This is a genomic window from Streptomyces griseofuscus, assembly GCF_014673495.1.
GTDB classification, from domain to species: domain Bacteria; phylum Actinomycetota; class Actinomycetes; order Streptomycetales; family Streptomycetaceae; genus Streptomyces; species Streptomyces murinus.
In genome coordinates this window covers 8,614,561-8,634,544 of the sequence record NZ_CP051006.1, presented here as the reverse complement: position 1 = coordinate 8,634,544, position 19,984 = coordinate 8,614,561, and the positions used below count along the sequence as shown (strand labels likewise).

At 69.5% G+C, this 19,984-nt stretch carries 19 protein-coding genes and 3 pseudogenes; 14 read left to right on the top strand and 8 right to left on the bottom strand.

Annotation, left to right across the window (positions count from 1 at the left end; all coding sequences use genetic code 11):
• Positions 1 to 453: 453 nt before the first annotated feature.
• The 3 genes from HEP81_RS38785 to HEP81_RS38775 all read left to right on the top strand — a co-directional run bounded on the left by HEP81_RS38785 (position 454) and on the right by HEP81_RS38775 (position 3,763).
• Positions 454 to 2,643 carry a SpoIIE family protein phosphatase gene (locus tag HEP81_RS38785; RefSeq protein WP_338058766.1) on the top strand — a complete coding sequence of 730 codons (2,190 nt, stop codon included), beginning with the start codon at positions 454 to 456 and terminating at the stop codon, positions 2,641 to 2,643.
• Positions 2,644 to 2,918: 275 nt separating this feature from the next.
• Positions 2,919 to 3,335, top strand: coding sequence for an SRPBCC family protein (locus tag HEP81_RS38780; RefSeq protein WP_037664626.1), 417 nt, complete (start codon positions 2,919 to 2,921; stop codon positions 3,333 to 3,335).
• The gene (locus HEP81_RS38775) at positions 3,335 to 3,763 is read left to right on the top strand and encodes a MarR family winged helix-turn-helix transcriptional regulator (RefSeq protein ID WP_190276081.1); all 429 of its coding nucleotides are present in this window, start codon (positions 3,335 to 3,337) and stop codon (positions 3,761 to 3,763) included. The genes HEP81_RS38780 and HEP81_RS38775 overlap by 1 nt, the downstream gene beginning before the upstream one ends.
• A 210-nt stretch (positions 3,764 to 3,973) precedes the next feature.
• On the opposite strand, the gene ku is transcribed toward HEP81_RS38775, so the two are convergent.
• Together ku and HEP81_RS38765 are read right to left on the bottom strand one after the other, a co-directional pair.
• On the bottom strand, positions 3,974 to 4,900 hold the full coding sequence (gene ku, locus HEP81_RS38770) for a non-homologous end joining protein Ku (RefSeq protein ID WP_037664628.1): 927 nt from the start codon (positions 4,898 to 4,900) through the stop codon (positions 3,974 to 3,976).
• Positions 4,901 to 5,173: 273 nt separating this feature from the next.
• On the bottom strand, positions 5,174 to 6,187 hold the full coding sequence (locus HEP81_RS38765) for an NADPH:quinone reductase (protein WP_037664631.1): 1,014 nt from the start codon (positions 6,185 to 6,187) through the stop codon (positions 5,174 to 5,176).
• 277 nt (positions 6,188 to 6,464) lie between these two features.
• On the opposite strand from HEP81_RS38765, the gene HEP81_RS38760 reads away from it, so the two are divergent.
• Positions 6,465 to 7,279 (top strand): IS5 family transposase gene (locus HEP81_RS38760; RefSeq protein WP_243279756.1). Its coding sequence is split into 2 segments (ribosomal slippage): positions 6,465 to 6,813 and positions 6,813 to 7,279, totalling 816 coding nucleotides; the frame shifts between segments, so codons are not numbered across the junction.
• A 233-nt stretch (positions 7,280 to 7,512) separates the two neighbouring features.
• Positions 7,513 to 7,609: pseudogene (locus tag HEP81_RS38755) on the top strand.
• A gap of 64 nt (positions 7,610 to 7,673) precedes the next feature.
• Here HEP81_RS38755 and HEP81_RS38750 read toward each other — a convergent pair.
• On the bottom strand, positions 7,674 to 7,946 hold the full coding sequence (locus HEP81_RS38750) for a hypothetical protein (RefSeq protein WP_243279754.1): 273 nt from the start codon (positions 7,944 to 7,946) through the stop codon (positions 7,674 to 7,676).
• A gap of 222 nt (positions 7,947 to 8,168) precedes the next feature.
• On the opposite strand from HEP81_RS38750, the gene HEP81_RS38745 reads away from it, so the two are divergent.
• The 9 genes and pseudogenes from HEP81_RS38745 to HEP81_RS38705 all read left to right on the top strand — a co-directional run bounded on the left by HEP81_RS38745 (position 8,169) and on the right by HEP81_RS38705 (position 14,435).
• Positions 8,169 to 8,384, top strand: coding sequence for a hypothetical protein (locus HEP81_RS38745; RefSeq protein WP_157854719.1), 216 nt, complete (start codon positions 8,169 to 8,171; stop codon positions 8,382 to 8,384).
• Between the two features lie 458 nt (positions 8,385 to 8,842).
• Positions 8,843 to 9,403, top strand: coding sequence for a glycosyltransferase (locus HEP81_RS38740; RefSeq protein WP_078967845.1), 561 nt, complete (start codon positions 8,843 to 8,845; stop codon positions 9,401 to 9,403).
• Positions 9,404 to 9,431: 28 nt separating this feature from the next.
• On the top strand, positions 9,432 to 9,596 hold the full coding sequence (locus HEP81_RS38735) for a hypothetical protein (protein WP_157854718.1): 165 nt from the start codon (positions 9,432 to 9,434) through the stop codon (positions 9,594 to 9,596).
• 147 nt (positions 9,597 to 9,743) lie between these two features.
• Positions 9,744 to 10,052 carry an IS3 family transposase gene (locus tag HEP81_RS38730; RefSeq protein WP_037664786.1) on the top strand — a complete coding sequence of 103 codons (309 nt, stop codon included), beginning with the start codon at positions 9,744 to 9,746 and terminating at the stop codon, positions 10,050 to 10,052.
• Positions 10,049 to 10,921: an IS3 family transposase gene (locus HEP81_RS38725; protein ID WP_190275929.1), complete on the top strand. Its 873-nt coding sequence runs from the start codon at positions 10,049 to 10,051 to the stop codon at positions 10,919 to 10,921. Before HEP81_RS38730 ends, HEP81_RS38725 begins: the two co-directional genes overlap by 4 nt.
• A gap of 365 nt (positions 10,922 to 11,286) precedes the next feature.
• Positions 11,287 to 11,909: pseudogene (locus HEP81_RS38720) on the top strand (flavodoxin family protein).
• Positions 11,910 to 11,956: 47 nt separating this feature from the next.
• The gene (locus HEP81_RS38715) at positions 11,957 to 12,850 is read left to right on the top strand and encodes a glucose 1-dehydrogenase (RefSeq protein ID WP_037662120.1); all 894 of its coding nucleotides are present in this window, start codon (positions 11,957 to 11,959) and stop codon (positions 12,848 to 12,850) included.
• Between the two features lie 401 nt (positions 12,851 to 13,251).
• A pseudogene (locus HEP81_RS38710) lies at positions 13,252 to 14,107 on the top strand (SigB/SigF/SigG family RNA polymerase sigma factor).
• Positions 14,108 to 14,138: 31 nt separating this feature from the next.
• Entirely contained in the window at positions 14,139 to 14,435 is a 297-nt protein-coding gene (locus tag HEP81_RS38705; RefSeq protein ID WP_078967674.1) for a DUF5133 domain-containing protein, read from the top strand.
• Here the strand turns inward: HEP81_RS38705 and HEP81_RS38700 are convergent.
• The 5 genes from HEP81_RS38700 to HEP81_RS38680 all read right to left on the bottom strand — a co-directional run bounded on the left by HEP81_RS38700 (position 14,413) and on the right by HEP81_RS38680 (position 19,805).
• Positions 14,413 to 14,634, bottom strand: coding sequence for a hypothetical protein (locus tag HEP81_RS38700; protein ID WP_037662118.1), 222 nt, complete (start codon positions 14,632 to 14,634; stop codon positions 14,413 to 14,415). The genes HEP81_RS38705 and HEP81_RS38700 overlap by 23 nt on opposite strands.
• Positions 14,635 to 14,714: 80 nt before the next feature.
• On the bottom strand, positions 14,715 to 15,707 hold the full coding sequence (locus HEP81_RS38695) for a Rieske (2Fe-2S) protein (RefSeq protein ID WP_037662116.1): 993 nt from the start codon (positions 15,705 to 15,707) through the stop codon (positions 14,715 to 14,717).
• A complete protein-coding gene (locus HEP81_RS38690; protein WP_037662114.1) occupies positions 15,704 to 16,729 on the bottom strand; it encodes a phytoene/squalene synthase family protein in 1,026 nt (341 codons plus the stop codon). Before HEP81_RS38690 ends, HEP81_RS38695 begins: the two co-directional genes overlap by 4 nt.
• The gene (crtI, locus tag HEP81_RS38685; protein ID WP_037662112.1) at positions 16,726 to 18,480 is read right to left on the bottom strand and encodes a phytoene desaturase family protein; all 1,755 of its coding nucleotides are present in this window, start codon (positions 18,478 to 18,480) and stop codon (positions 16,726 to 16,728) included. The genes HEP81_RS38690 and crtI overlap by 4 nt, the downstream gene beginning before the upstream one ends.
• The gene (locus tag HEP81_RS38680; protein ID WP_051850577.1) at positions 18,477 to 19,805 is read right to left on the bottom strand and encodes a polyprenyl synthetase family protein; all 1,329 of its coding nucleotides are present in this window, start codon (positions 19,803 to 19,805) and stop codon (positions 18,477 to 18,479) included. The genes crtI and HEP81_RS38680 overlap by 4 nt, the downstream gene beginning before the upstream one ends.
• Positions 19,806 to 19,984 lie beyond the last annotated feature (179 nt).

Below are 19,984 nucleotides of genomic sequence, written 5' to 3'. Positions count from 1 at the left end.
TGCCCGCAGCCGTGTGCCTGCATGGCCTTCGCCGGGCGAGTTAGATTTTCGATCCTCAGAGGGATTGATAGTGCTATGGGTAGCTCGAGTCCATCCGGAGGTCTTTTTCGGCGTTTTCCTCTCGAGGCGCGCAGTGTGCCGCTGGCCCGGCGGTTCGTGCTGCTCACGAGTGAGCTGGTGACCAATGCGGTGCTGCATGCGTGTACCGAGGTAGAGGTACGGGTCTGGTCGTACGGGGGGCAAGTACGCGTGCGAGTCGGCGACGGCCGGCCGGACCGTCCGCTCGTACCGCGGGCGCTTCGCCCGTATGCCGGCGCCGGGCGGGGCCTTGCTGTCGTCGCGGAGCTCGCGTCCAGTCATGGTGCCCACGCCGGGGAGGGCCGCAAGGCGGTCTGGTTCGAGCTGTGGCCCAAGGCTCCGGCGCCGCCGACGTCCGGGTGGGAGACGTCGCCCGTGCACGGGCGGTCCGCGACCGTGTCACTGATCGACGTACCGTACATCGTGTTCCTCGCCGCTCAGCGGCACGCCGACGAGCTGCTGCGCGAACTGATGTTGACCGCACACGTCGAGGAACGCGCCGGAGTGTCGCGTCCCGCGCTGCTCGTCGCCACCGACGTGGCCAATGTGATCAGCGCGTGCATGACATCCGCGCTGGAACAAACGGTCACCAGCGGTGCCACGGTGACCCTGGACATCGCCGTCCCGCCGGGCGCCGCACCTGCCGTGGACACGTTGAGGCACGTCCTGGAACGCGGTGACGCGGCGGCGCAGATGGAGTCCCTGCTCACTCTCCCGGCTCCGCCGCACCTGCGGAATCACTACCAGTGGGTGCTGGATCAACTGGTCACGCAGCTCTCCGGGGGTCCCCCCACCGCGTGGACGCTGCTGTCCGGCGTGCCGGACGCGACCTCCGTCGAACTGGGGCCGTGGGACGCCGGCGACGTGGAGGACAGCAGGGTCCCGACCGCCGCGGCCGACGACGACGGCCGGATCATCGCGGCCAACGCCGCCCTGGCAGAGCTGCTGGGGTGGCAGACCGACGAACTGATCGGCCGACCGTTGACCGTGCTGATTCCCGAACATTTGCGCGAGCGTCATCGAGCCGGGTTCACCGCGCTCCGGCTGACCGGTCGCTCCCGTCTCATGGGCCGCTCCATCCCGCTCCCGGCGCTGCACCGCGACGGCAGCCTGGTCCCTATGCGTCTGCACGTCCAGAGCCAGGAGGCGGTCGACGGCCGCACGGTGCGTATCGGGCAGTTCATGCCGAGAGCGACGGCTCCCGAAGAGGACCGGCCGGTAACACATGCCGACCCCGGGCCCCCGCTGCGGCTGCACGCCGGCGCGGCAGCGGAGCCGCGGGCCGGCGGTGAGAAGGCGGCACCGGCCTGGGAGCGGTTGAGTCTGCTCGCCGACACCATCGCTGCGCTCTCGAGCACACTCGACTTGCGCGAGGGACTGCGCCGAGTGTGCCACGTCCTCACTCAGCAGATGGCCGTCTGGTGCGTGGTCGACCTGCTCGACGAGCACGGAGACGCCGAACGCATCTGCGTCGTCCACCGCGAGCCCCAGGCGCTGCGTGCTGGGGTGGACCTCGGAAGACTGCCCCCGGTCTCCGAGAACGCGCGAGGACCGCTGGCCCGGGTGCTGAACGGTGCAGGACCCCTACTGATCAACGAAATCCCGTCACCGGACCAAGCAGAAAGCGCCCTGGACGCCCGGCAGTTGGAACTGTTCGAACAGTTGGGCGCCGGCAGTACGATCATGGCCCCTCTGCGGGCCCGCCGCGACGTACTGGGCGCTCTGATCATCGTACGCACCGGCCACGACGTCCCTTTCACCGAACAGGACGCGCTCCTCGTCGCCGACCTCGTCAAAAGTATCTCGCTGAGTGTCGACAACGCCCGCCTGCACCAGCACACCCGTAACACGGCCGAACGCCTTCAGCGCTCCCTGCTGCCCCGCCTCCCACACATCCCGTCCATGGAGATCATCGCCCGCTACGCGCCCTCCAGCACCACCGCCCAGGTCGGCGGCGACTGGTTCGACGCCTTCACCCTGCCCGACGGCGACACGGCACTGGTCATCGGAGACGTGGCCGGCCATGATCTGAACGCCGCCGTCACGATGAGCCAACTGCGCAACATGCTCCGCGGCATCGCCGTCGACTGCCAGGACCAGCCCTCGGAGGTACTGCGCCGACTCGACCTCGCCACCCTCACCCTCTACCCGCACTCCACCGCGACCTGCGCCTACGCCGTCGTCAAGGGCCCACACAACGGCCTATGGGAAGTGCACCACTCATCCGCCGGACATCTCCCTCTGCTGCTGACTCGCCCCAACGGCGACACCCGCTACCTCGACTCCGCCTCCGGCCTCCTCATCGGCATGGACAGCACTCTTCCCCGGCTCAGCGCCCGCGACCTACTACCGGCCCAGTCCACCCTGCTCATGTTCACCGACGGCCTGATCGAACGCCCAGGAGAATCCCTCAGCGACGCCTTGAACCGCCTGCGCCGACACACCACCGCCCTCGCCCAGGCACCCCTCCATGTCTTCTGCGACGAACTGATCCTCGGCCTCGGCGCCGGAAGCACCGACGACATCGCTCTCCTCGCTCTACGCCCCAGCGTGCCAGGCACATGATCCCAGCCGCCCGCGCACCGCCCTGCCCGCTTAGCGGTCGACTCTCGACCTCCTTCGGGGATTTCCACAGCGATAGGCGCTAGAGGACCAGGAGGAGGCCCCTGGCGGTGAGGCGGGGCTCTCATGGGTGGTCGAGGACCGCTCCTCGGCGGTGCGGCGCGGGCCGTGATTCGGGGGGCGCTCGCGGCATCGCGTGACGGGGTCGCGTACCCCCTGGACAGATATTCTTTGCGCAGATAATCCATAGATAGATCATCTGCCCGAGGAGAACACTCATGTGGGAGTACGAGCACAGCATCGAGACCAGCGCCACCCCTGAGGCGATCTGGCGGCTCTGGGCCGACGTTGAGAACTGGGGCACCTGGAACGCCGAGATCGAGAAGATCGAAATCAATGGCCCGTTCGCGGCAGGCACGCAGATCACGATGACGCCGCCCGGGGACGACCCGGTACTGCTGCGCATCGCCGAGGCGGTCGAAGACGAACTGTTCGTCGACGAAGCCAGATTCAACGGCCTGGTGCTGCGCACCACCCACCACATCGACCGCATCGACCAAGACCGGATCCGGGTGGTGTACCGGATGGAGATCACCGGCGCCGACGCCGACGAGGTCGGCCCGCAGATCGGCCCGGGCATCACCGCCGACTGGCCCCACACGATGGCCACGCTGGTCAAGCTGGCGCTTCGCTGATGCCCCTCAGCCCCAGCAACAGCCCCGGATTCCTGCTGTGGCACGCCACCCTGCGGTGGCAGCGCGACATCGCCACAGCCCTGGCCCCGCTCGATCTCACCCACGTGCAGTTCGTGCTGCTCGCCCGCGCCTGGTGGCTCAACACCCAGGGCGAGCATCCCAACCAACTGGCTCTCGCCCGCCAAGTCGGCACCGACGTCAAGATGACCTCCCAGGTACTACGCACCCTGGAACACAAAGGACTCATCGAGCGTGAAGTCGACCCGGCCGACACCCGCGCCAAACGACTGCGCGTCACCGACACCGGCGCCGACCTGGCCCCACGCGCGATTGCCGCCGTCGAGCGCGCCGACGCCCGGTTCTTCCAGCCGGTGCCCCTCGACAAGGCGATAACCCTTCTCGGCCGCCTGGCGCATCCCGAATCCTGAAGCACCCTCACCGACAACCACAGCACTCCTTGAAGCAGGCAGGCCAGGCAGACACCGGGGCACGCGGCCCGGCCCGCACCGAACCGCACGGCGGCGGCACCGCTTTCTTCGCCGCCGGCTTCCCGCCGCCCGCATTCTTTTTCGCCGCCTGCGCCGACTCAGGGGCGCAACCAGCCGGCCGGGCAACACTCTCCCCGCCCCGGGGGCTGCCTAGGCGCTGCGCGGCCGGCGGCCCAACGTCTTCTTCGCGGTCGTCTTCTCCTTGGTCGCGGTCTTCCGGGCCGGCTGCTTCTTGGCGGACGTCTTCTTCTTCGCTGCCGGCAGCTCATGCACCTCGGCGGATCCGGCGTCCTCGCCACGGGCCGCCTTGGCCTTCGTCACCGACTCCTGCAAGGCGGCCATCAGGTCGAGCACCCGGTCCGGCTGCTCCGGCTCGGGCGCCTTTGGCAGGGGCTTCTCCTCGCGCTTGGCCTCGATGATCTCGGCGACCGCCTCGGTGTAACGGTCGTGGAACTCGGGGCCTTCCAGCTCGTCGACGGTCATGGTGTCCATCAGGGCGAGCGCGCCCTCGACCTCTTGGTCGGACACCCGGACCGGTGGCGGCAGCAGCTCGGCGGGGTCGCGGATCTCGTCCGGCCAGCGCATCGCGTGCAGGACCAGGACGTCGCCTTTCACCCGCAGCAGACCCAACCTCTCCCTCCCGCTCCAGGCGTACTTCGCGACCGCCACCTTGGCCGAGCGGCCGAGCGCTTTGACCAGGAGCTGGTACGGCTTGGCCGCGACCTGCCCGGCTGGCTGAAGGTAGTAGCCGTCGGAGATCCTCAGCGGGTCGACGGACTCCAGCGGCACGAAACCGTCGATCTCGATCGCCTTCGCGGTCGGCAGCGGCAGGCTGCTCAGGTCCTCGTCAGTGACCGGGATGACCTGCGTCTTGGTCAGCTCGTAGCCCTTGCCGATCTCGTCCTCGGGGACCTCGCGGTCCTCCAGCTCGCACACCTTGCGGTAGCGGATCCGCCCCTGATCGGCCAGGTGGTACTGGTGGAAGTGGATCGAGTGGTCCTCGGTGGCGCTCACGACATGGATCGGCACCGTCACCAGGCCGAAGCTGATCGCGCCGCTCCAGATCGTCCGGGGCATGGGCAGACCTCCGCTCTCACCCCGAGCATCACCAGTGTAGGGTCTCAAATTTCGTGTCGGAATCTCACGGACGATGTCGGATCTGAGCCGGATCCGACACTGAGATGAGACCCACTGGTCGCGACCATCGTTCGTTTGTGTGAAGGCATGCCCCCCCCCGGCGGTGTGTCGCCGGGGGCGAACCGGCCTTGCAAATCCGTAGCAGAGGCGTCGCTCCCGCCTGCTGCCCCATAGCGGACACTTTCGAAGACGTCCGCGGTTGGCCGCGGACGGTCACGGGATGTCGAGCAGGACCTTCCCGACGACGCCCTGCTCGAGCGCGGTATGGGCGTCAGCGGCGTGCTTCAACGCGAAGCGGTGCAACGGCAGTCCGGCCTCCTCACCCACGCGCAGCGCGCTCGCGTCCACGGCCGCGGCGACGTCGGTGAGCGCCTGTTGCTTCGCCGCAGGCGGCACGGTGTAGACGAAGACGCTCTGCCAGCGCAGGTTCGCCGGCAGCGAGGAGAGCACGGGGATGGACAGTTGTTCGTCCTCGCCGCCCGAGTAGTAGGCCACCACAGCCCCCGGCGCGGCCACTGCGATGTCGAGAGCGGCGTTGGCACCCGGTGCGACCTCCACGACGATGTCGACCCCCTCCGGGGCGAAGGCCAGGATCTCCGCGACCGCGTCCTGCGTGCGGTAGTCGACCACCCGGTGGGCGCCGGCTGCACGCGCCAGCGTGGCCTTGGCGGGGCTGCTGACCGTGGTGGCCACCCGCGCCCCGGCCCAGCGGGCGAGCTGGATGGCGGCGTTACCGACCGCGCCGGCGCCGCCTGCCACCAGCACGGTCGCGCCCCGCAGAGTGCCGGGTGCGATACGCCCCGGTCCACCGTCGTGAACGGTCAGTGCGCGGTGGGCAGTCAGGGCTGGGATGCCCAGGGCGGCGCCGAGTTCGAAGGGGGCGTGGTCGGGCAGCTGGACGGCGTGCCGGTCGGGGACGAGCGTGTACTGCTGTGCCGTTCCCCAGGGCCGCTCCCACGCGGCCTCCCAGATCCACACCCGCTGCCCGATCCGCGCCGGATCCACCTGCGGACCGACGGCGTCGATCACCCCGGCACCGTCCTGGTGGGGCACCTGCTCGGTCATGCCCGGCGGCAGCGCGCGTCTGCGGCTGCGCCAGTCGGTCGGGTTGAGGCCCGAGACGTGCACCCGGACTCGTACCTCGCCGGGGCCGGGTTCGGGAACCGGACGCTCGACGAGCTGCAGAACCTCAGGGTCACCGGCAGCTGTCCGCAGAACGGACTTCATCTCTCACCTGTCCTTCGCTCGCCCCCTGGGACGCAGTTGACTGCTCCCAGCGCCCCTGCACGGGGCACCCCTCCTGAACCCCCTCACAAGAGGGGGTATTCCGAGAGGTCGGCAATCGCCGCTGATCGAGCCTCAGCCTGAGGAAATGACGCGCGCCTGAGACAGCAGCCAAGCGACACCGTCTGGGACGAAGAGCAGAACCCCAGGTCACAGCATCGTCACCTGACAATGAAGCTTAGACCGTGTCCTACATGGCCAGTTGGTCGTTGGTTCGGTTATGGGGAGTGGGCGGTGGGGATGGATCGTTCCGGATGGCTTATGGGAGATCGCCAGGCCACTGCTGCCGCCGGCGCAGGTGCGTCCGCAGGGCGGTGGGGTCGCGAACATCGATGACGAAGCGGTGTTCGCCGCGATCATCTATGTGCTGGTCAGTGGCTGTGCCTGGCGGGCGTTGCCGCCGTGCTTCGGGGCGTCGAAGTCGACCGTGCACCGTCGGTTTCTCATCTGGTCCCGGGCTGGTGTGTGGGGACGACTGCACCAGAAGGTGCTCCAACTCCTGGACGGTCAAGGCCTGATCGATCTATCGCGAGCGGTCCTCGACTCGGCCCATGTCCGCGCTAAAAAAGGGGCGAACTTGCAGGTCCGAGCCCCGTGGACCGGGGTAAGCCCGGTTCCAAGATGCATGTCCTGTCGGATGCGAACGGACTGCCCCTACGCGTCGGACTCTCCGCGGCCAACACCCACGACAGCCTCGCCCTGAAGCCGATGCTGTCCCATTTCCACATGGGACACGAATCTCATGCGAACGATTCCAAGCCTGGGCGGCTTCACGCCGACAAGGCCTACGACGTCCCTCACCTGCGGCGATGGCTATGGGGCAAGCACATCGGCGTCCGCATCGCGCGCAAGGGCATCGAGTCCAGCGAGCGGCTGGGCCGCCGCCGCTGGGTCATCGAGCGCACGATGTCCTGGCTGACCGGCTACCGACGTCTCAACCACCGCTACGAGCGTCAGCCAGGCAACTACCTGGCCTTCCTCGGACTCGCCGCCGCCCTCTGCTGCTACAAGCGACTCCTCAAACTGACCATGTAGGACACGGTCTTAGAACCTACAACCAGCGTAGGACCATTCCACCAGGCACGTGTTGCTGCGCTGCCTGACGGAGATGTCGTCCTTTCGTCATGCATAAGTGCTCTCTGGCCGAGCCCGGCCCGCTCAGGCCGCGACCGGCTTACGAGCTGCAGCGGACACGTCAGCTCCCTGTCAGAGGCTCGTGTCACTCTCTTTCACGTGAACGGACCAGGACACCACGGGCCGGGAACAAGGGAGAGGTGCCCGGAGCGGTTGATCGGGGACCAGCGAGCACGCCTCAAGGTCGGATTCCTTCGGGGGTCCACGCAGGTTCGAATCCTGCCCTCTCCGCCCCACGCAGCACGCCGCTCACCGAAGCGACCCGGTGAGCGGCGTGCTGATGCCGTGCGGTGCTTCAGTTGGTGCACATGTCCAGCAGGGATGACAGGGCCGACTTCTCTTTGTCGGTGGTGGTCCGTTTCCAGATGGACTTGGTGTGCGTGTAATCCTCGGCGTACGTGCACCAGAACGTCTTGTTCGTGGGCTTACAGTCGGCCGGCCCGCTGTCTGGCTTCGAGCTGTTGGACGACTCCGACGCGATCAGCTTCGCCACCGGCGCGGTACTTCTTCCCTTCTTCTCTCTCATGTCCCGCGCGGTCATCATGGGATCGACCGCATAGCCCGCCATTCAAATCCTTCGTTCGCCACTGCCTGGCCCCCTACATCTGACGCCCGGGGGCGGGCCTGCAGGGGTAGGGCCGGCCACGGGCCGACCGGCCGCCACCCAGCGGTGACAAGGACGCCGCTGGCTCTGCGGGTCTCTGCTCCTGCGGAGATGCGTACGCAAAGACGCGCGGGCACGATGGGTACGGAGAGGGACTTGACGCCAAGCAGCAAGGAGAGTGCAGCTATGCGAGGTCGCATTGCACGCATACTGGCCACCGGTCTCACTGCAGGCATGCTGGCAAGCGGCGCAGCCGCCGTGGTAACCGCCTCCGCAGCGCCGCAAGTTGCCCCGGCTTCGGCCGTGACGGCGCACCACTGCCACAAGGTGAAGGGTCACTACGCGAACCACAACGGCACGAAGGTGTGGGTCAAGTCGCACAAGGTCTGCACCAAGAAGTGACCGGAGGGCGCCGCGACGTACACCGTCGCGGCGTCCCCTATGACATTCGGCGTTCAACGCGGACGCCCGCAAGTGGCGCGGAGCAGCTTTCGCGTGGGCACTTCCCGAACCGCTGACTGATGCCCTGCGCGAAAAGCCCGTCGCCCGCCCACCAACGCCCAGGGGCACCGGACTTGGTGGCCTCACTCTCACGCCGACTGCCACTTGCGGCGTGCGTCCGTGTGCCCCTCAACCCACTGGGAGGGGCACACGGCTCCCTGAGCGGTCGCCGCTATCCAGGCCGCTCCCGGACATGGAGGGGGGCGACCGTGGAGAACGCCGATGCTGAAACCACACACCACGTTGCTGCGAGGCGTCCTGGCCCGCTACGAGGAGCTGAACCTCCGGCGCGCGCGAAGAGAAAACATCCGGAGGACTAAACGGTGACGGGAAGACACCGCGAAGACCCACCGCCGCCCATGGCACTCACCGACCCCGGAGCGGCTCCGCGAACTGCCCGATCGTTTGCCGTGGTGCGGGTGGCATCCGTGCCGGCCGGACACATCTACGTACGGCATTGCGCCGCGCCGATCGACGGGGACGCCGTAGTGCGGCTGCCCGGTCCTCGGCCTAACGGCGCGCCAAGCACCTCGCAGCGCTGGTGGCCGCCGGCCATGCTCGACCCGGCCTGGGTGGACGCCCACGAGGCCGAATTCGATGTCTGTCACCTGCACTTCGGCTTCGACGCTCAGTCTCCCGCAGCGCTGACGGCCCTGATCGCGGCCCTGCGCCGCCACGGCAAGCCCCTCGTGTACACGGCGCACGACCTGCGCAACCCGCACCAAGCCGATCCTGACCCACATCTCGCCGCGTTGGACGTGCTGGTGCCGGCGGCTGACCGACTGATCACACTCACACCTGGCGCCGCGGCCGAGATCACCAGCCGCTGGAACCGCAGGGCGACCGCGCTGCCCCATCCCCACGTGGTGGAGCCACCTCTGATCACCCGCCCCGCCCGGCCCGGAAAGGCTTTCGGGTAGGGTACATGCCAAGAGCCTGCGGGCCAACATGGCGATCTTGCCGGTCGTAGGCGTGCTGGCCGAGACAGTGTCAGGACTGGTCGGTGCAGAACTGGCCGTAAACATCCACCGTGAGGTGGCCGACCCGGCCGCGCACGCCTACGACCCGGGCCTCATGGCCCGGTTGCGCGAACTGGCCGACCGGGGGCCCTGACCCTGCGGGTGCACGACTACCTAGACGACGACCGACTGTGGGCGTACCTCAGCGGCCTGGACCTGTCCGTGCTGCCATACTGGGCTTGATCCGCTTTGACGGACATCGGAGATCAGGGGTTTCGGCCCCGGAAGGATGATGTTCATCATGGAGAGTATGGGGAAGAAGAAGCCGCGTCCTCGCCGCTCGTTCACGCCGGAGTTCAAGGCCGAGATCGTCGAGCTGTGCCGGCGTGGGGACCGCTCGGTCGGTCAGGTCGCGAAGGACTTCGACCTGACCGAGACCGCGGTCCGCGACTGGGTGAAGCAGGCCGAGATCGACGCTGGCGAACGCGATGGGCTGACCAGCAGCGAGCGTGAGGAACTGGCCGCGCTGCGGCGGGAGAACCGCCGGCTGCGGGAGGACGTCGACATCCTCAAGCGTGCGACGGCTTTCTTCGCGAAGGAGACCCGGTGAACGTCGACCCGTTCATCGAGGCGGAGAAAACTGCAGGTCACAACGTAAAACGGACGTGTGAACTCCTCAAGGTCTCCCGGACCGCCTACTACGCCCGCCGCACAGGCACCCCCGCCCCCCGCGCGGTGCGGGATGCCGAGCTGACCGAGCAGATCACCGCCGTCCACCAGCGGTCCCGCGGCACCTACGGGGCACCACGCATCCACGCCGCCCTCCAGCGTGAAGGCGCCGGCTGCGGACGCCGCCGCGTCGCCCGGCTGATGCGGCAGGCCGGCCTCACCGGCCGGCACCGCCGACAGCGACACCGCACCACGATCCCCGATCCGCACGCGGTCACCCGCCCTGACCTGGTCCTTCGCGACTTCCGGCCCGACCCGGCAGGCCTCGACACCCGCTGGTGCGGCGACATCACCTACATCGCCACCCAGGAGGGCTGGCTCTACCTGGCGACCGTCATCGACATCGCCTCCCGACGCGTTGTCGGCTGGGCCACCGCCGACCACCTGCGAACCGAGCTCGTCGCCGACGCCCTGCGGACTGCTTGCCACACCCGCCGCCCGCACAGTCCGGTGATCTTCCACTCCGACCGGGGCTGCCAATACACCAGCCGTGAACTCGCCACCCTCGCAACGGAGTTCAACGTCCGTCTGTCGGTCGGACGGACTGGCCAGTGCTGGGACAACGCCCTCGCCGAATCGTTCTTCTCCACCCTCAAGAACGAACTCGGCGACAACCGGCCCTGGCCATCCAGAGCCGCTGCCCACACCGCGATATTCGAGTGGATCGAGAGCTGGTACAACTTGCACCGGCTTCACAGCAGCCTCGGCTACCGCAGCCCCGCAGAATACGAGACAGCCTTGGCGGCCTGACCAACACACCAACGGTGTCCGTCAAAGCGGAACAAGCTCAAGATCCCTCCGGGCCGCCGGGCGCCCAAGCCGCAGCCAGTGCCCGACGTCCAGCACCCGGGCCTCGGTGAGCTGATTCCCTTCACGGAAGGCAATCAGCAGGCAAGCGTGTGTCGTTCTGAAGGGTGTACACACCCGCAAGCGTCAACGCGATCACCTTGCTTGACTGCCCTACCGGACGCACCGCGGAGTGAGCGCTGAGAGGCGTCCGCCCGGGCCAAAAACACCGCGGCAGCCCACGTACGCAGGGAGCCAGGACCGAGCTGCGGAGAGTGAATCGAGCCTGCGGGCGCTATCGGTGCTGCAGGGGCGGGTAGCCGCTCACCATGAGTCCTAGTGATCACGCGCCGTTGCGCGCCGTAGCGCTTGTCTGCACGCTGTCTCCCTCTCCGGAGCGGTCGAGTTCGCAGCTGCTGGCCGAGCAGACCATGACCGCTCTCGCGGAACACGGTGTGACGGGCAGGACCATCCGGATCGCGGACCACGACGTGAAGCCCGGTGTGAAGACCGACATGGGCGACGGTGACGAGTGGCCGCAGATCCGGGCCGAGGTCCTGGGCAGCGACATTCTCGTCCTGTCCACTCCGATCTGGCTCGGGCACCCCTCCAGCATCGCCCAGCGTGTCCTGGAACGCCTTGACGCGGAGCTGGGCGAGAGCGACGACGAGGGCCGCATGCTCACGTACGGCAAGGTCGCCGCCGTGTGCGTCGTAGGTAACGAGGACGGCGCGCACAAGGTCAGTTCCGATCTCTTCCAAGGGCTGAACGACATCGGATTCTCCCTCGCCCCGAACGCGGTCACCTACTGGGTCGGCGCGGCCATGCAGGGCAGCGACTACCAGGACTTGGAGAGACCCCCGAAGAGACCGCCGCCACCACCAGAACGCTCGCGGCGAACACGGCCCACTTCGCCCGCCGGCTCAAGGACGCGCCATACCCGGCGAGCTGAGACCCCGTCCGACCCCTCTGCGCCACTCACCCCGAGAGGAGAACACCGTGCCTGCCTCCGTCAGCCCTGACGTGCCGGACCCGGTCACCCGACACCCCCGTTCGCCGCTTCCCGACCAGGAACAGGATCACCCGGGCTCGACCGAGGAGATGGACCCCCGACCGGACCACGGCGAGGATTCCTACTGCGGCCATGACGTGCTGCTGGACCGGGCGGCACTGGTCACCGGCGGCGACTCCGGGATCGGACGGGCCGTGTGCCTGGCCTTCGCGAGGGAAGGCGCGGACATCGTCTTCACCCACCTGCCCGAGGAAGCGGACGAAGCGGAGGAGACCGCCCGGCTCATCCGGGACGCGGGCCGCAAGGCCGTGGCCGTCGCCTGCGACATCAGGGACGAGGACCAGTGCAACGCTCTCGTCGACCGGGCGGTGAGTGAGCTGGGGCGTGTCGACATCCTCGTGAACAACGCCGCGTACCAGATGTCACAGCCCGACGGGATCGAGGCCATCACCACCGAGCAGTTCGACCGGGTGATGAAGACCAACCTCTACGGGATGTTCTGGCTGACCCGCAGGGCACTGGCGCACATGCCGCGCGGCGGGTCGGTCATCAACACCACGTCCGTCCAGGGCTTCCAGCCCAGTCCGCACCTTCTGGACTACGCGATGACGAAGTCGGCGATCATCTCCTTCACGCACGGCCTGGCCCAGATGGTCGCCGAGCGCGGCATCCGCGTCAACGCCGTCGCCCCTGGCCCGGTGTGGACCCCTCTGATCCCCTCGACGATGCCGGACACCTCCGAATTCGGCGCACAGTCACCGCTCGGCCGACCCGCCCAGCCGGCCGAGATGGCACCCGCATACGTCTTCCTCGCCTCTGCCCAGGCCAGCTACATCACCGGAGAGATCGTCAATGCCACGGGCGGCACACCCCTGCCCTGACGGCGCCGCCGGGCGGCCACCACAGGCGCCCTTCGTACAGCTCAGCCTGTCGCCGCTGCCCCAGCCGACGGTCGACCATGACCGGCGAGATGCACGCCAGCTGCACGTGGGCCGGACCTTCGTCCGCGCGGAGATCAGCTGGGCCGCCCGGAGTGCGGACTGCGCCGTCCAGCAGGATCATCGGTACCTCGCGACGTTTGCACGTTCGAGCCGGGGGCAAGCGGAATCCGTGCTTCGGACCGGAGGCGCGCCCAGTGGGAGCAGAGACTTCACCTGGGCCCGCCTTCCGGCACGGCCCGCGTCTGCTCCCGCGGTTTGACCCTGACTCCCCCGATCAGGCCGTACGACCGAACGCCCCCTTCCCGTCGTGCCCTGGACACACGTTTCAGGAGCGATTCCGCGTGCTCACCAACAACTCACCCTCTTCCGCCGCCCCCTCCGCAGCGAACGCCGCCGTCGACGGGCCCGGCCGACGCGCCCACGACGACGCCCCCCACGGCGGAGCAATTCGCCCGGCTGGCGGAGCTGAGGGACGGCCCGGAGCGCACCGTTCTGCGCGACGAGCTGGTCGCTCTGTGGCTGCCCATGGCCCACCGCATCGCCTCCCGCTTCCGCGACCGCGGCGAGTCCATCGAGGACCTGCGCCAGGTCGCCGCGCTCGGACTGGTGAAGGCGGTCGACCGTTTCGACCCCTCTCGCGGGGCGTTCGAGAGTTACGCCGTACCTACGATCACCGGGGAGATCAAGCGGCACTTCCGCGACCGCTTGTGGGTTCTGCGCGTCCCCCGCCGGGTCCAGGAACTGCGCAACCGGGTCCGGGTGACGCGCAGGGAACTGACCCAGGTCCCCGGCACTCCCGAACCCACCCGCGCGGACATCGCCGCGCACACCGGGCTCTCCGAGGACGACGTGCGCGCGGGCCTGGAGGCGCTCGACAGCTTCAGCACACTCTCGCTGGACGCCGAACTCACCGGCGACGACGACGGCCACAATCTCGCCGAGATCGTGGGCGCGACGGACGCCTCGTACGACGTCGTAATCGATCGAGAGGCCGTCAAAGCGGGACTGCGCCGACTGCCCGAACGGGAGCGGGCCATCCTCTACATGCGCTTCTTCGAGGACATGACCCAGAGCCGCATCGCCGAACGCCTCGGCATCTCCCAGATGCACGTGTCCCGGCTGATCAGCCGCAGCTGCGCCCGTGTCCGCAACGAGGCACTGGCGCCACCGCGGCCCGCCGGCCACATCGCGCTGTGACGCCCCTTCCCTGGCCTGAGGAGACTTTCTGATGCTGATGCCCCTGCCCGCCCGACTGCACGAACTCTTCACGCACTACGAGGCCCTCCTCGCGGAAGAGGACCTTGGAACCGGCGCTCCCGACCCGCGCCTGGCCGACCTCGCATACACGCTCTGTGTGTCCACCGGAACACGCGACATCACCCACGCTCTCGAGGCAGCCCGCGCTTATCTCGCCACGAGCGACTCGACCGCGCCGGTCGCACCTGTGAACCGCGTACTTCCCTCGGCCTCCCACACGCCTCAGCTGGCCTGGCCTAGGGGGTTTAGTCGACTTCCTGCCCGTTGAACTTGCCGCCCTTGCAGGTCGGGAGCTTGGCCGCGGACAAGTTCGACCGATCGACCGTTCCGCCACCCTGCTCGCACTCACCCGGGGTGAGGCTGGCGGGGGTGACGGTGGCGGTTGTGGCGGTGGCGGCGCCTGCGAGGCCGACCCCGGCGAGGGCTGCCGTGGCGATGACGGCGGCGAGGGTACGTCGAATGCGCATTTGGTTCGCCTTTCACAGATCGCGGTGCGCCGCTGCTCGATGTGGAGTACTCGTTGACCGGGGGCTTGCGCCGCGGCCGCTCAGCCTGGAAACCGGCCGGTCGACCGTAGTTGCCAGCGGCGCTCGGCGTAGGCCAGGTCGTCCCGCCACAGTCGGCTGGCTGCGGCGCGCGCCAGGGGACGCAACAGAGGTGCGGCCAAACGTGCGACACCGAATCCGGGGCGGTTCGAGGCTGCGATCACCGCCTCGATGACGGCGGTCCGAGGTCGGCCCGTGTCGTCCGCGCCAAGTGGTGTGGCGTGGGTCTCCACGGTGGAGCCGGCGCCCTCACCCTCGGTGATGTGCATGACGACAGTGCGGGGTTCGGGGGCGGTGAAGACGGCGCGTACCGGCACGACCAGCGGGCCCGCCACCTTGAAGGACACGTCGACAGTGAGGGCGTCCGGGCCGTCGTCTGAACAGCCGGGTACGTTCACCACCGTCAGGTCGACGAAAGAGTAGGGGTGGAACCATGCCCCGTGCCACGGATCGAGCCGGTTGGCCATGATGTCCTCGGGCTCACAGACACCCACGCAGGTGTGGACGGCTGTCACTGCACGCCTGGGATCGGGTCGCCGCGGTAGGACCGGTGCGTCCAGCGGCTCCTCGCCGCCTACCGCGTCCAGTCGTGTCCAGACGAGCACTCCGTCGTCGTGTACCGGCAGCGGCGACCAGCCTGCGTGCGAGCGGCCGTCCAGGGCGAGCCCGTGCCAGTGGCACACCAGCGCGCCACACCGCACCGGGCTGTCGCGCAGCGGTGCCCCCATGTGCGGGCAGGTTCCTGGTCCGCCGACGAGGCGCCCGTCAGGCCCTCGCCACACCACGACCTCCTGCCCCGCCACGGCCCGCCCCAGCTTGCCGTCTCCGCGCAGGGTGCTGGAGGCGCCGACGACGTACCAGTTCCCCGACGCGCGGCTCTGGGCTCGCTTCAGCGCGCCGGCGATCAGCCCGGGCCGCGCCTCGGGCCAGGTGGGCCGCTGATCCTGCCAGGGCACGGCGTGGCGGCGCAGGGACAGCGGTAGGCGGCGGTTCACGCGACCTCCCCAGCGCGGTGATCGGGTGCCGTCGGCGGGAGCGCGGTTGCGGGTAGGGCACGGTGGTGCGGGCCGTGTCCGGGTCTGGGTCGCGCGCGGAAGCGGGCGGCCGTCATCCGGACCAGCCCGTCGGCGGCGACCACCGCTCTGCGCCGCCGCTGTACTACCCCGCGCCGGTACAGCACGGTGTAGCCCTCGCGGGCAATGGCGTCCAGGATGCCGCCGTACAGGACGGATGCGGTGCGGATGCAGGGGCGGGACACCGGGTCGAGCAGTTCGACACCGGGCATCGCGGCCCGGTACACGTTGCGGGTCAATGTCTCGAACTCTCTGAGCGCGGCGGTGATCCGGCGGTCCGTTCGGCGCGTCGCGCGGCTCCATCTGAGAAGCGCCCGGTCGACGCCGTGAGCGGCGAGCAGGTCGGTGGGCAGGTAGATGCGCCCGCGGTCGAGGTCCTCGCCGACGTCGCGTAGGAAGTTGGTGAGTTGGAAGGCGACGCCGAGCGACGCGGCGTAGGGCGCGGCCTCTTTGCACGGCCCGACCGTGCCCAGTACGGGGAGCATCTCGAGCCCGATCACTGCGGCCGACCCGTGCATGTAGGCGCGCAGGTCGGCGTAGGTGGGGTAGGAGGTCACGACAAGGTCGGAGCGCATCGCGGCCATGAAGTCTTGGAAGTGGGCGGGGTCGATGGCGTAGCGCCGGGCGGTGTCGGCGAGTGCGTGCACCACCGGCTCGCGGCTGCTGCCCTGTCGCAGTCCTTCCTCCAGTTCCGTCTGGAGCCGGGTCAGCGCTCGCGCTCGCGCATCCGCCCCGGCGCCGGAGTGGAGAGAGTCGACGATGTCGTCAGCCCAGCGGGCGAAGCCGTAGAGGGCGTGCACGGCGGATCGGCGCTCCACGGGCAGCAGCCGCGTGGCCAGGAAGTAGGTCCTGCCGTGTCGTGCGTTCAGGGCGCGGCAGTGCCGGTAGGCGGCGCGCAGCTGCGGATCGGTGATCTTCGCTGCGTCCAGCTCTCGCTCGGTCATTCTGCCCTGCCTTCGGTCGGGACGGCCGTGGGGTTCTCTGGCACTTCGGTCTGCCTGGCGGCAGCCTCGGGATCCGGCCGGGAGACCGACGGCTCCTGCACGGTGGCGGCCAAGGTGCGAGGTGCCTCGTACACGCGCGGGACGGTCGGCGGCTTACGCTCGACGGCTTCGAACACGGGCGGGACAGGGCAGCTCGTGGCGTCCGGGACGCCGGTCCGGTCGGCGACAGTGGCGGTTGCGGAGTGACTCCGGCGGCTGCCGCCGCGTCTGGGTACGCCCGTGATCCGGGCCGCGGCCAGCTTCCCCGAGAGCAGCACGGTCGGCACGCCGACGCCGGGTGTGGTGCCGCATCCGGCCAGGATCGCGTTCTGGGTGCCCCGCACCAGGTTGCGCGCCCGGAAGGGCCCGGTCTGCGTGAAGGTGTGAGCGGCCGAGAACGGGGTTCCCGCAGCATGCCCTTGCGCGTGCCAGTCGGCTGGGGTGACCAGGCACTCCTGCTCGATGGCGGCTCCCAGGCCGGCCAGCCCGCGCTGCTCCAGCTCGCCCAGCAGCGTGTCCCGGTAGCGCGGGCCTAGCTCGGACCAGGCAGCCGCGTCCGGGCCGATGTCGGTGTTGGGACAGGGCGCGAGGATGTAGTGCAGGTGGTGGCCCGGCGGCGCGAGGCGGGCATCGGTGGCGGTGGGGCGTGTGACGAGCAGCGAGGGGTCGCTCATCAGTCGTCCGGCGCGGGTGAGTTCGTTGAACGTGGAGTGCCACGCCGTGCCGAAGAGGATCGTGTGATGCGCGAGCTGCGGCCAGGTCCGGTCCGTGCCGGCGTGCAGCACGACTGCGGAGGGGGAGTGACGTAGGCGCAGAGGTCTGCGCGGACGCCGCCCGAGCAGGCGGTAGGCGACGGGCAGATCCGGAGTGAGGACGACCGCGTCGCACGGGATGCGGGCGCTGTCGGTGACGACCGCGGTGATCCGCTCGCCCGAGCGCTCCAGATGAGTCACCCGTTGTCCGAACTGAAGCTCGGCGCCGGCTGCGGCGGCCGCGTCCGCCATCGCACGAGGAAGGGCGTGCATACCGCCCCGCGGGAAGTACACGCCCGCGACGGTGTCCATGTAGCTGATAACCGCGTAGGCGGCCAGCGCCCGCGCCGGGGGCACACCCGCGTACAGGGCCTGGAAGGAGAACACGCGGCGCAGCCGTTCGTCCCTCAGGAAACGGCTGATCTGCGGGTCCAGGCGGCCGAACCCGCCGAGGGCGGCCAGCCGGGCGAGGTCGGGGGTGAGCAGGCCGAGCGGTGAGTCGAAGTTGGCGTCGATGAACCGGCGCATCTGAACCCGGTACAGCCGCTGAAGCCACTCGCGCAGACGACGATAGCCCGCTGCCTCGGCGGCCCCGGCGAACCGTTCCACTTCGGCGGCCATCGCGTCCGCGCCGGTGTGCACGTCAAGGCTGCTGCCGTCGGCGAAGCAGGCCCGGTAGGCCGGGTGCAGGGGGATCAGCTCGACCCGATCATTCAGATTCTGGCCGACGGCGGCGAACGCCTCGTCGGCCAGATCGGGCATGGTCAGTACGGTCGGGCCGGTGTCGATGCGGTATCCGGCGAGGTCGAGGCGTCCGGCTCGGCCGCCGGGCAGCTTTTCACGCTCGACGACGGTGACCTGGCGTCCGGCACCCAGCAGGTGCAGCGCTGCCGACAGCCCGGCGAGGCCGGCGCCGACGACTACCACGTGATCGGTGGGGCCGGGCAGGGTGCGGGTCACTGGTTGTCCCCCGCGCCGTCGCAGGCAGGAGTTTTGTACTCGCTGTCCCCGGGCCGCAGAGGTACGGCGGCATCCGTGCCCGGCTGCGCCCCGGCCGTGGCGAGCAGCAGACGGCGCAGCGGTGCTGCGGCCTGGGCGTCGAGCACGGCGTCCTCGAAGTGCCGCAGGCCCTGCGCGGCGAGTCGGTCGAGCCTGGCCTGCACGGTGGCGCGTGCACCCGTGGCGACCAGCACGGCGCGCACCTCGTCCAGAGCGTGCTCGGTGAGGGCCGCGTCACCGAGCCACCGATCGAGCACGGCCAGCGCGGCGGCGTCGCCGGCGCCCTCGGCGCGTGCGCGGGCGACCGCGGCCAGGTAGGTGTGCTTGTCCTCCCGGATGTCGCCGCCGCACATCTTGCCGGTCTCCTGCGGGTCGCCGAAGACGTCGTCGAGGTCGTCGCGCAGCTGGAACGCCATGCCGACACAGCGTCCGGCGTCACACAGCAGGCGAAGCGTCGCATCGTCCGCGCCCGCCACGGTCGCCCCCAGGGCGAGCGGCCGCTCTACGGAGTACAAAGCGCTCTTGAGGTGGGCGGTGCGCAGCGCGCCAGGCAGGGACCGCGCCGCCTTCATCTGGCCCTGAACGTCCAGATACTGGCCTGCGACCATCTCCGTGCGCAGGTCGCCCCATAGTCGCCGTACCACTGTCCCTGGCCATGGTGGCAGCGGGGTTTCCGCCACTAGATCGTCGGCCCATGCCAGTGCCAGGTCACCCGCGAGGATCGCCGCCGACTGCCCGAACCACGCGGCACGCTCGTGCCCTCGCCGGCCGGCAAACCTGCCGGACAGATCCGTGTGCAGTGTGGGCCGCCCGCGGCGCAGCGCCGCCCGGTCCATCACGTCGTCCTGGATCAGCGCGCAGGTCTGGAGCAGTTCCAGAGCGGCTCCGATGCGCAGGGCTGCTCCCGCGGGCATCGGGTCGCGGCCCGCGCAGGCCCGGAAGGTCCACCACACCAGTTGGGCGCGCGTGCGCTTGCCGCCCTCCAGGGTGAAGCGCGTCACCGGTTCGGCCAGTTCTTCGGCGAACCGGGGGTCCGCCAGTCGGGCGCGACGCAGGCGCTCTGCCAGCGCATGGTCGAGCACCCGGCCGACAGCGCCGGGCACGTCCGAGTCGACCGCCCGGACTCCGGCAGGGTCGCCGGGCAATGGCCCCGCCCGCCACGCCTCGGTCATGTCGTCTTCGTCCCAGTCACCGCCCGTCGGCCTGGGCGGAAGTGACGCCACGGGCGCCGTCGCGACCGGCGGCGGCCCCGTCGCAGAGCGGTCCTTCGCGTAGGTGAGACGCATCCCGGTTCCTCCGTCTTGTCCGATTCCGTCGTTCCCGTCACCCGTCTGTTCCGGCTCGGGCCGTGCGGACAGATGTGCCATCGCCCCACGTGACCGGGACCGAGGGCGGCCGCTCCTCCACCGTGCCGCCTGGGGCGCTCGGTTGCTCGCCGCCAGGGATGCGTTTGCATCCGTAGGGG

Coding starts and splice junctions, on each gene's coding strand:
- HEP81_RS38735 (WP_157854718.1), top strand. CDS start 9,432: ATGGCGATCTTGCCGGTCGTAGGCGTGCTGGCCGAGACAGTGTCAGGA.
- ku (WP_037664628.1), bottom strand. CDS start 4,900: ATGCCCCGGACGATCTGGAGCGGCGCGATCAGCTTCGGCCTGGTGACG.
- HEP81_RS38690 (WP_037662114.1), bottom strand. CDS start 16,729: ATGACCGAGCGAGAGCTGGACGCAGCGAAGATCACCGATCCGCAGCTG.
- HEP81_RS38745 (WP_157854719.1), top strand. CDS start 8,169: ATGCGAGGTCGCATTGCACGCATACTGGCCACCGGTCTCACTGCAGGC.
- HEP81_RS38700 (WP_037662118.1), bottom strand. CDS start 14,634: ATGCGCATTCGACGTACCCTCGCCGCCGTCATCGCCACGGCAGCCCTC.
- HEP81_RS38740 (WP_078967845.1), top strand. CDS start 8,843: ATGGCACTCACCGACCCCGGAGCGGCTCCGCGAACTGCCCGATCGTTT.
- HEP81_RS38705 (WP_078967674.1), top strand. CDS start 14,139: ATGCTGATGCCCCTGCCCGCCCGACTGCACGAACTCTTCACGCACTAC.
- HEP81_RS38780 (WP_037664626.1), top strand. CDS start 2,919: ATGTGGGAGTACGAGCACAGCATCGAGACCAGCGCCACCCCTGAGGCG.
- HEP81_RS38680 (WP_051850577.1), bottom strand. CDS start 19,805: ATGCGTCTCACCTACGCGAAGGACCGCTCTGCGACGGGGCCGCCGCCG.
- HEP81_RS38730 (WP_037664786.1), top strand. CDS start 9,744: ATGGAGAGTATGGGGAAGAAGAAGCCGCGTCCTCGCCGCTCGTTCACG.
- HEP81_RS38765 (WP_037664631.1), bottom strand. CDS start 6,187: ATGAAGTCCGTTCTGCGGACAGCTGCCGGTGACCCTGAGGTTCTGCAG.
- HEP81_RS38775 (WP_190276081.1), top strand. CDS start 3,335: ATGCCCCTCAGCCCCAGCAACAGCCCCGGATTCCTGCTGTGGCACGCC.
- HEP81_RS38750 (WP_243279754.1), bottom strand. CDS start 7,946: ATGGCGGGCTATGCGGTCGATCCCATGATGACCGCGCGGGACATGAGA.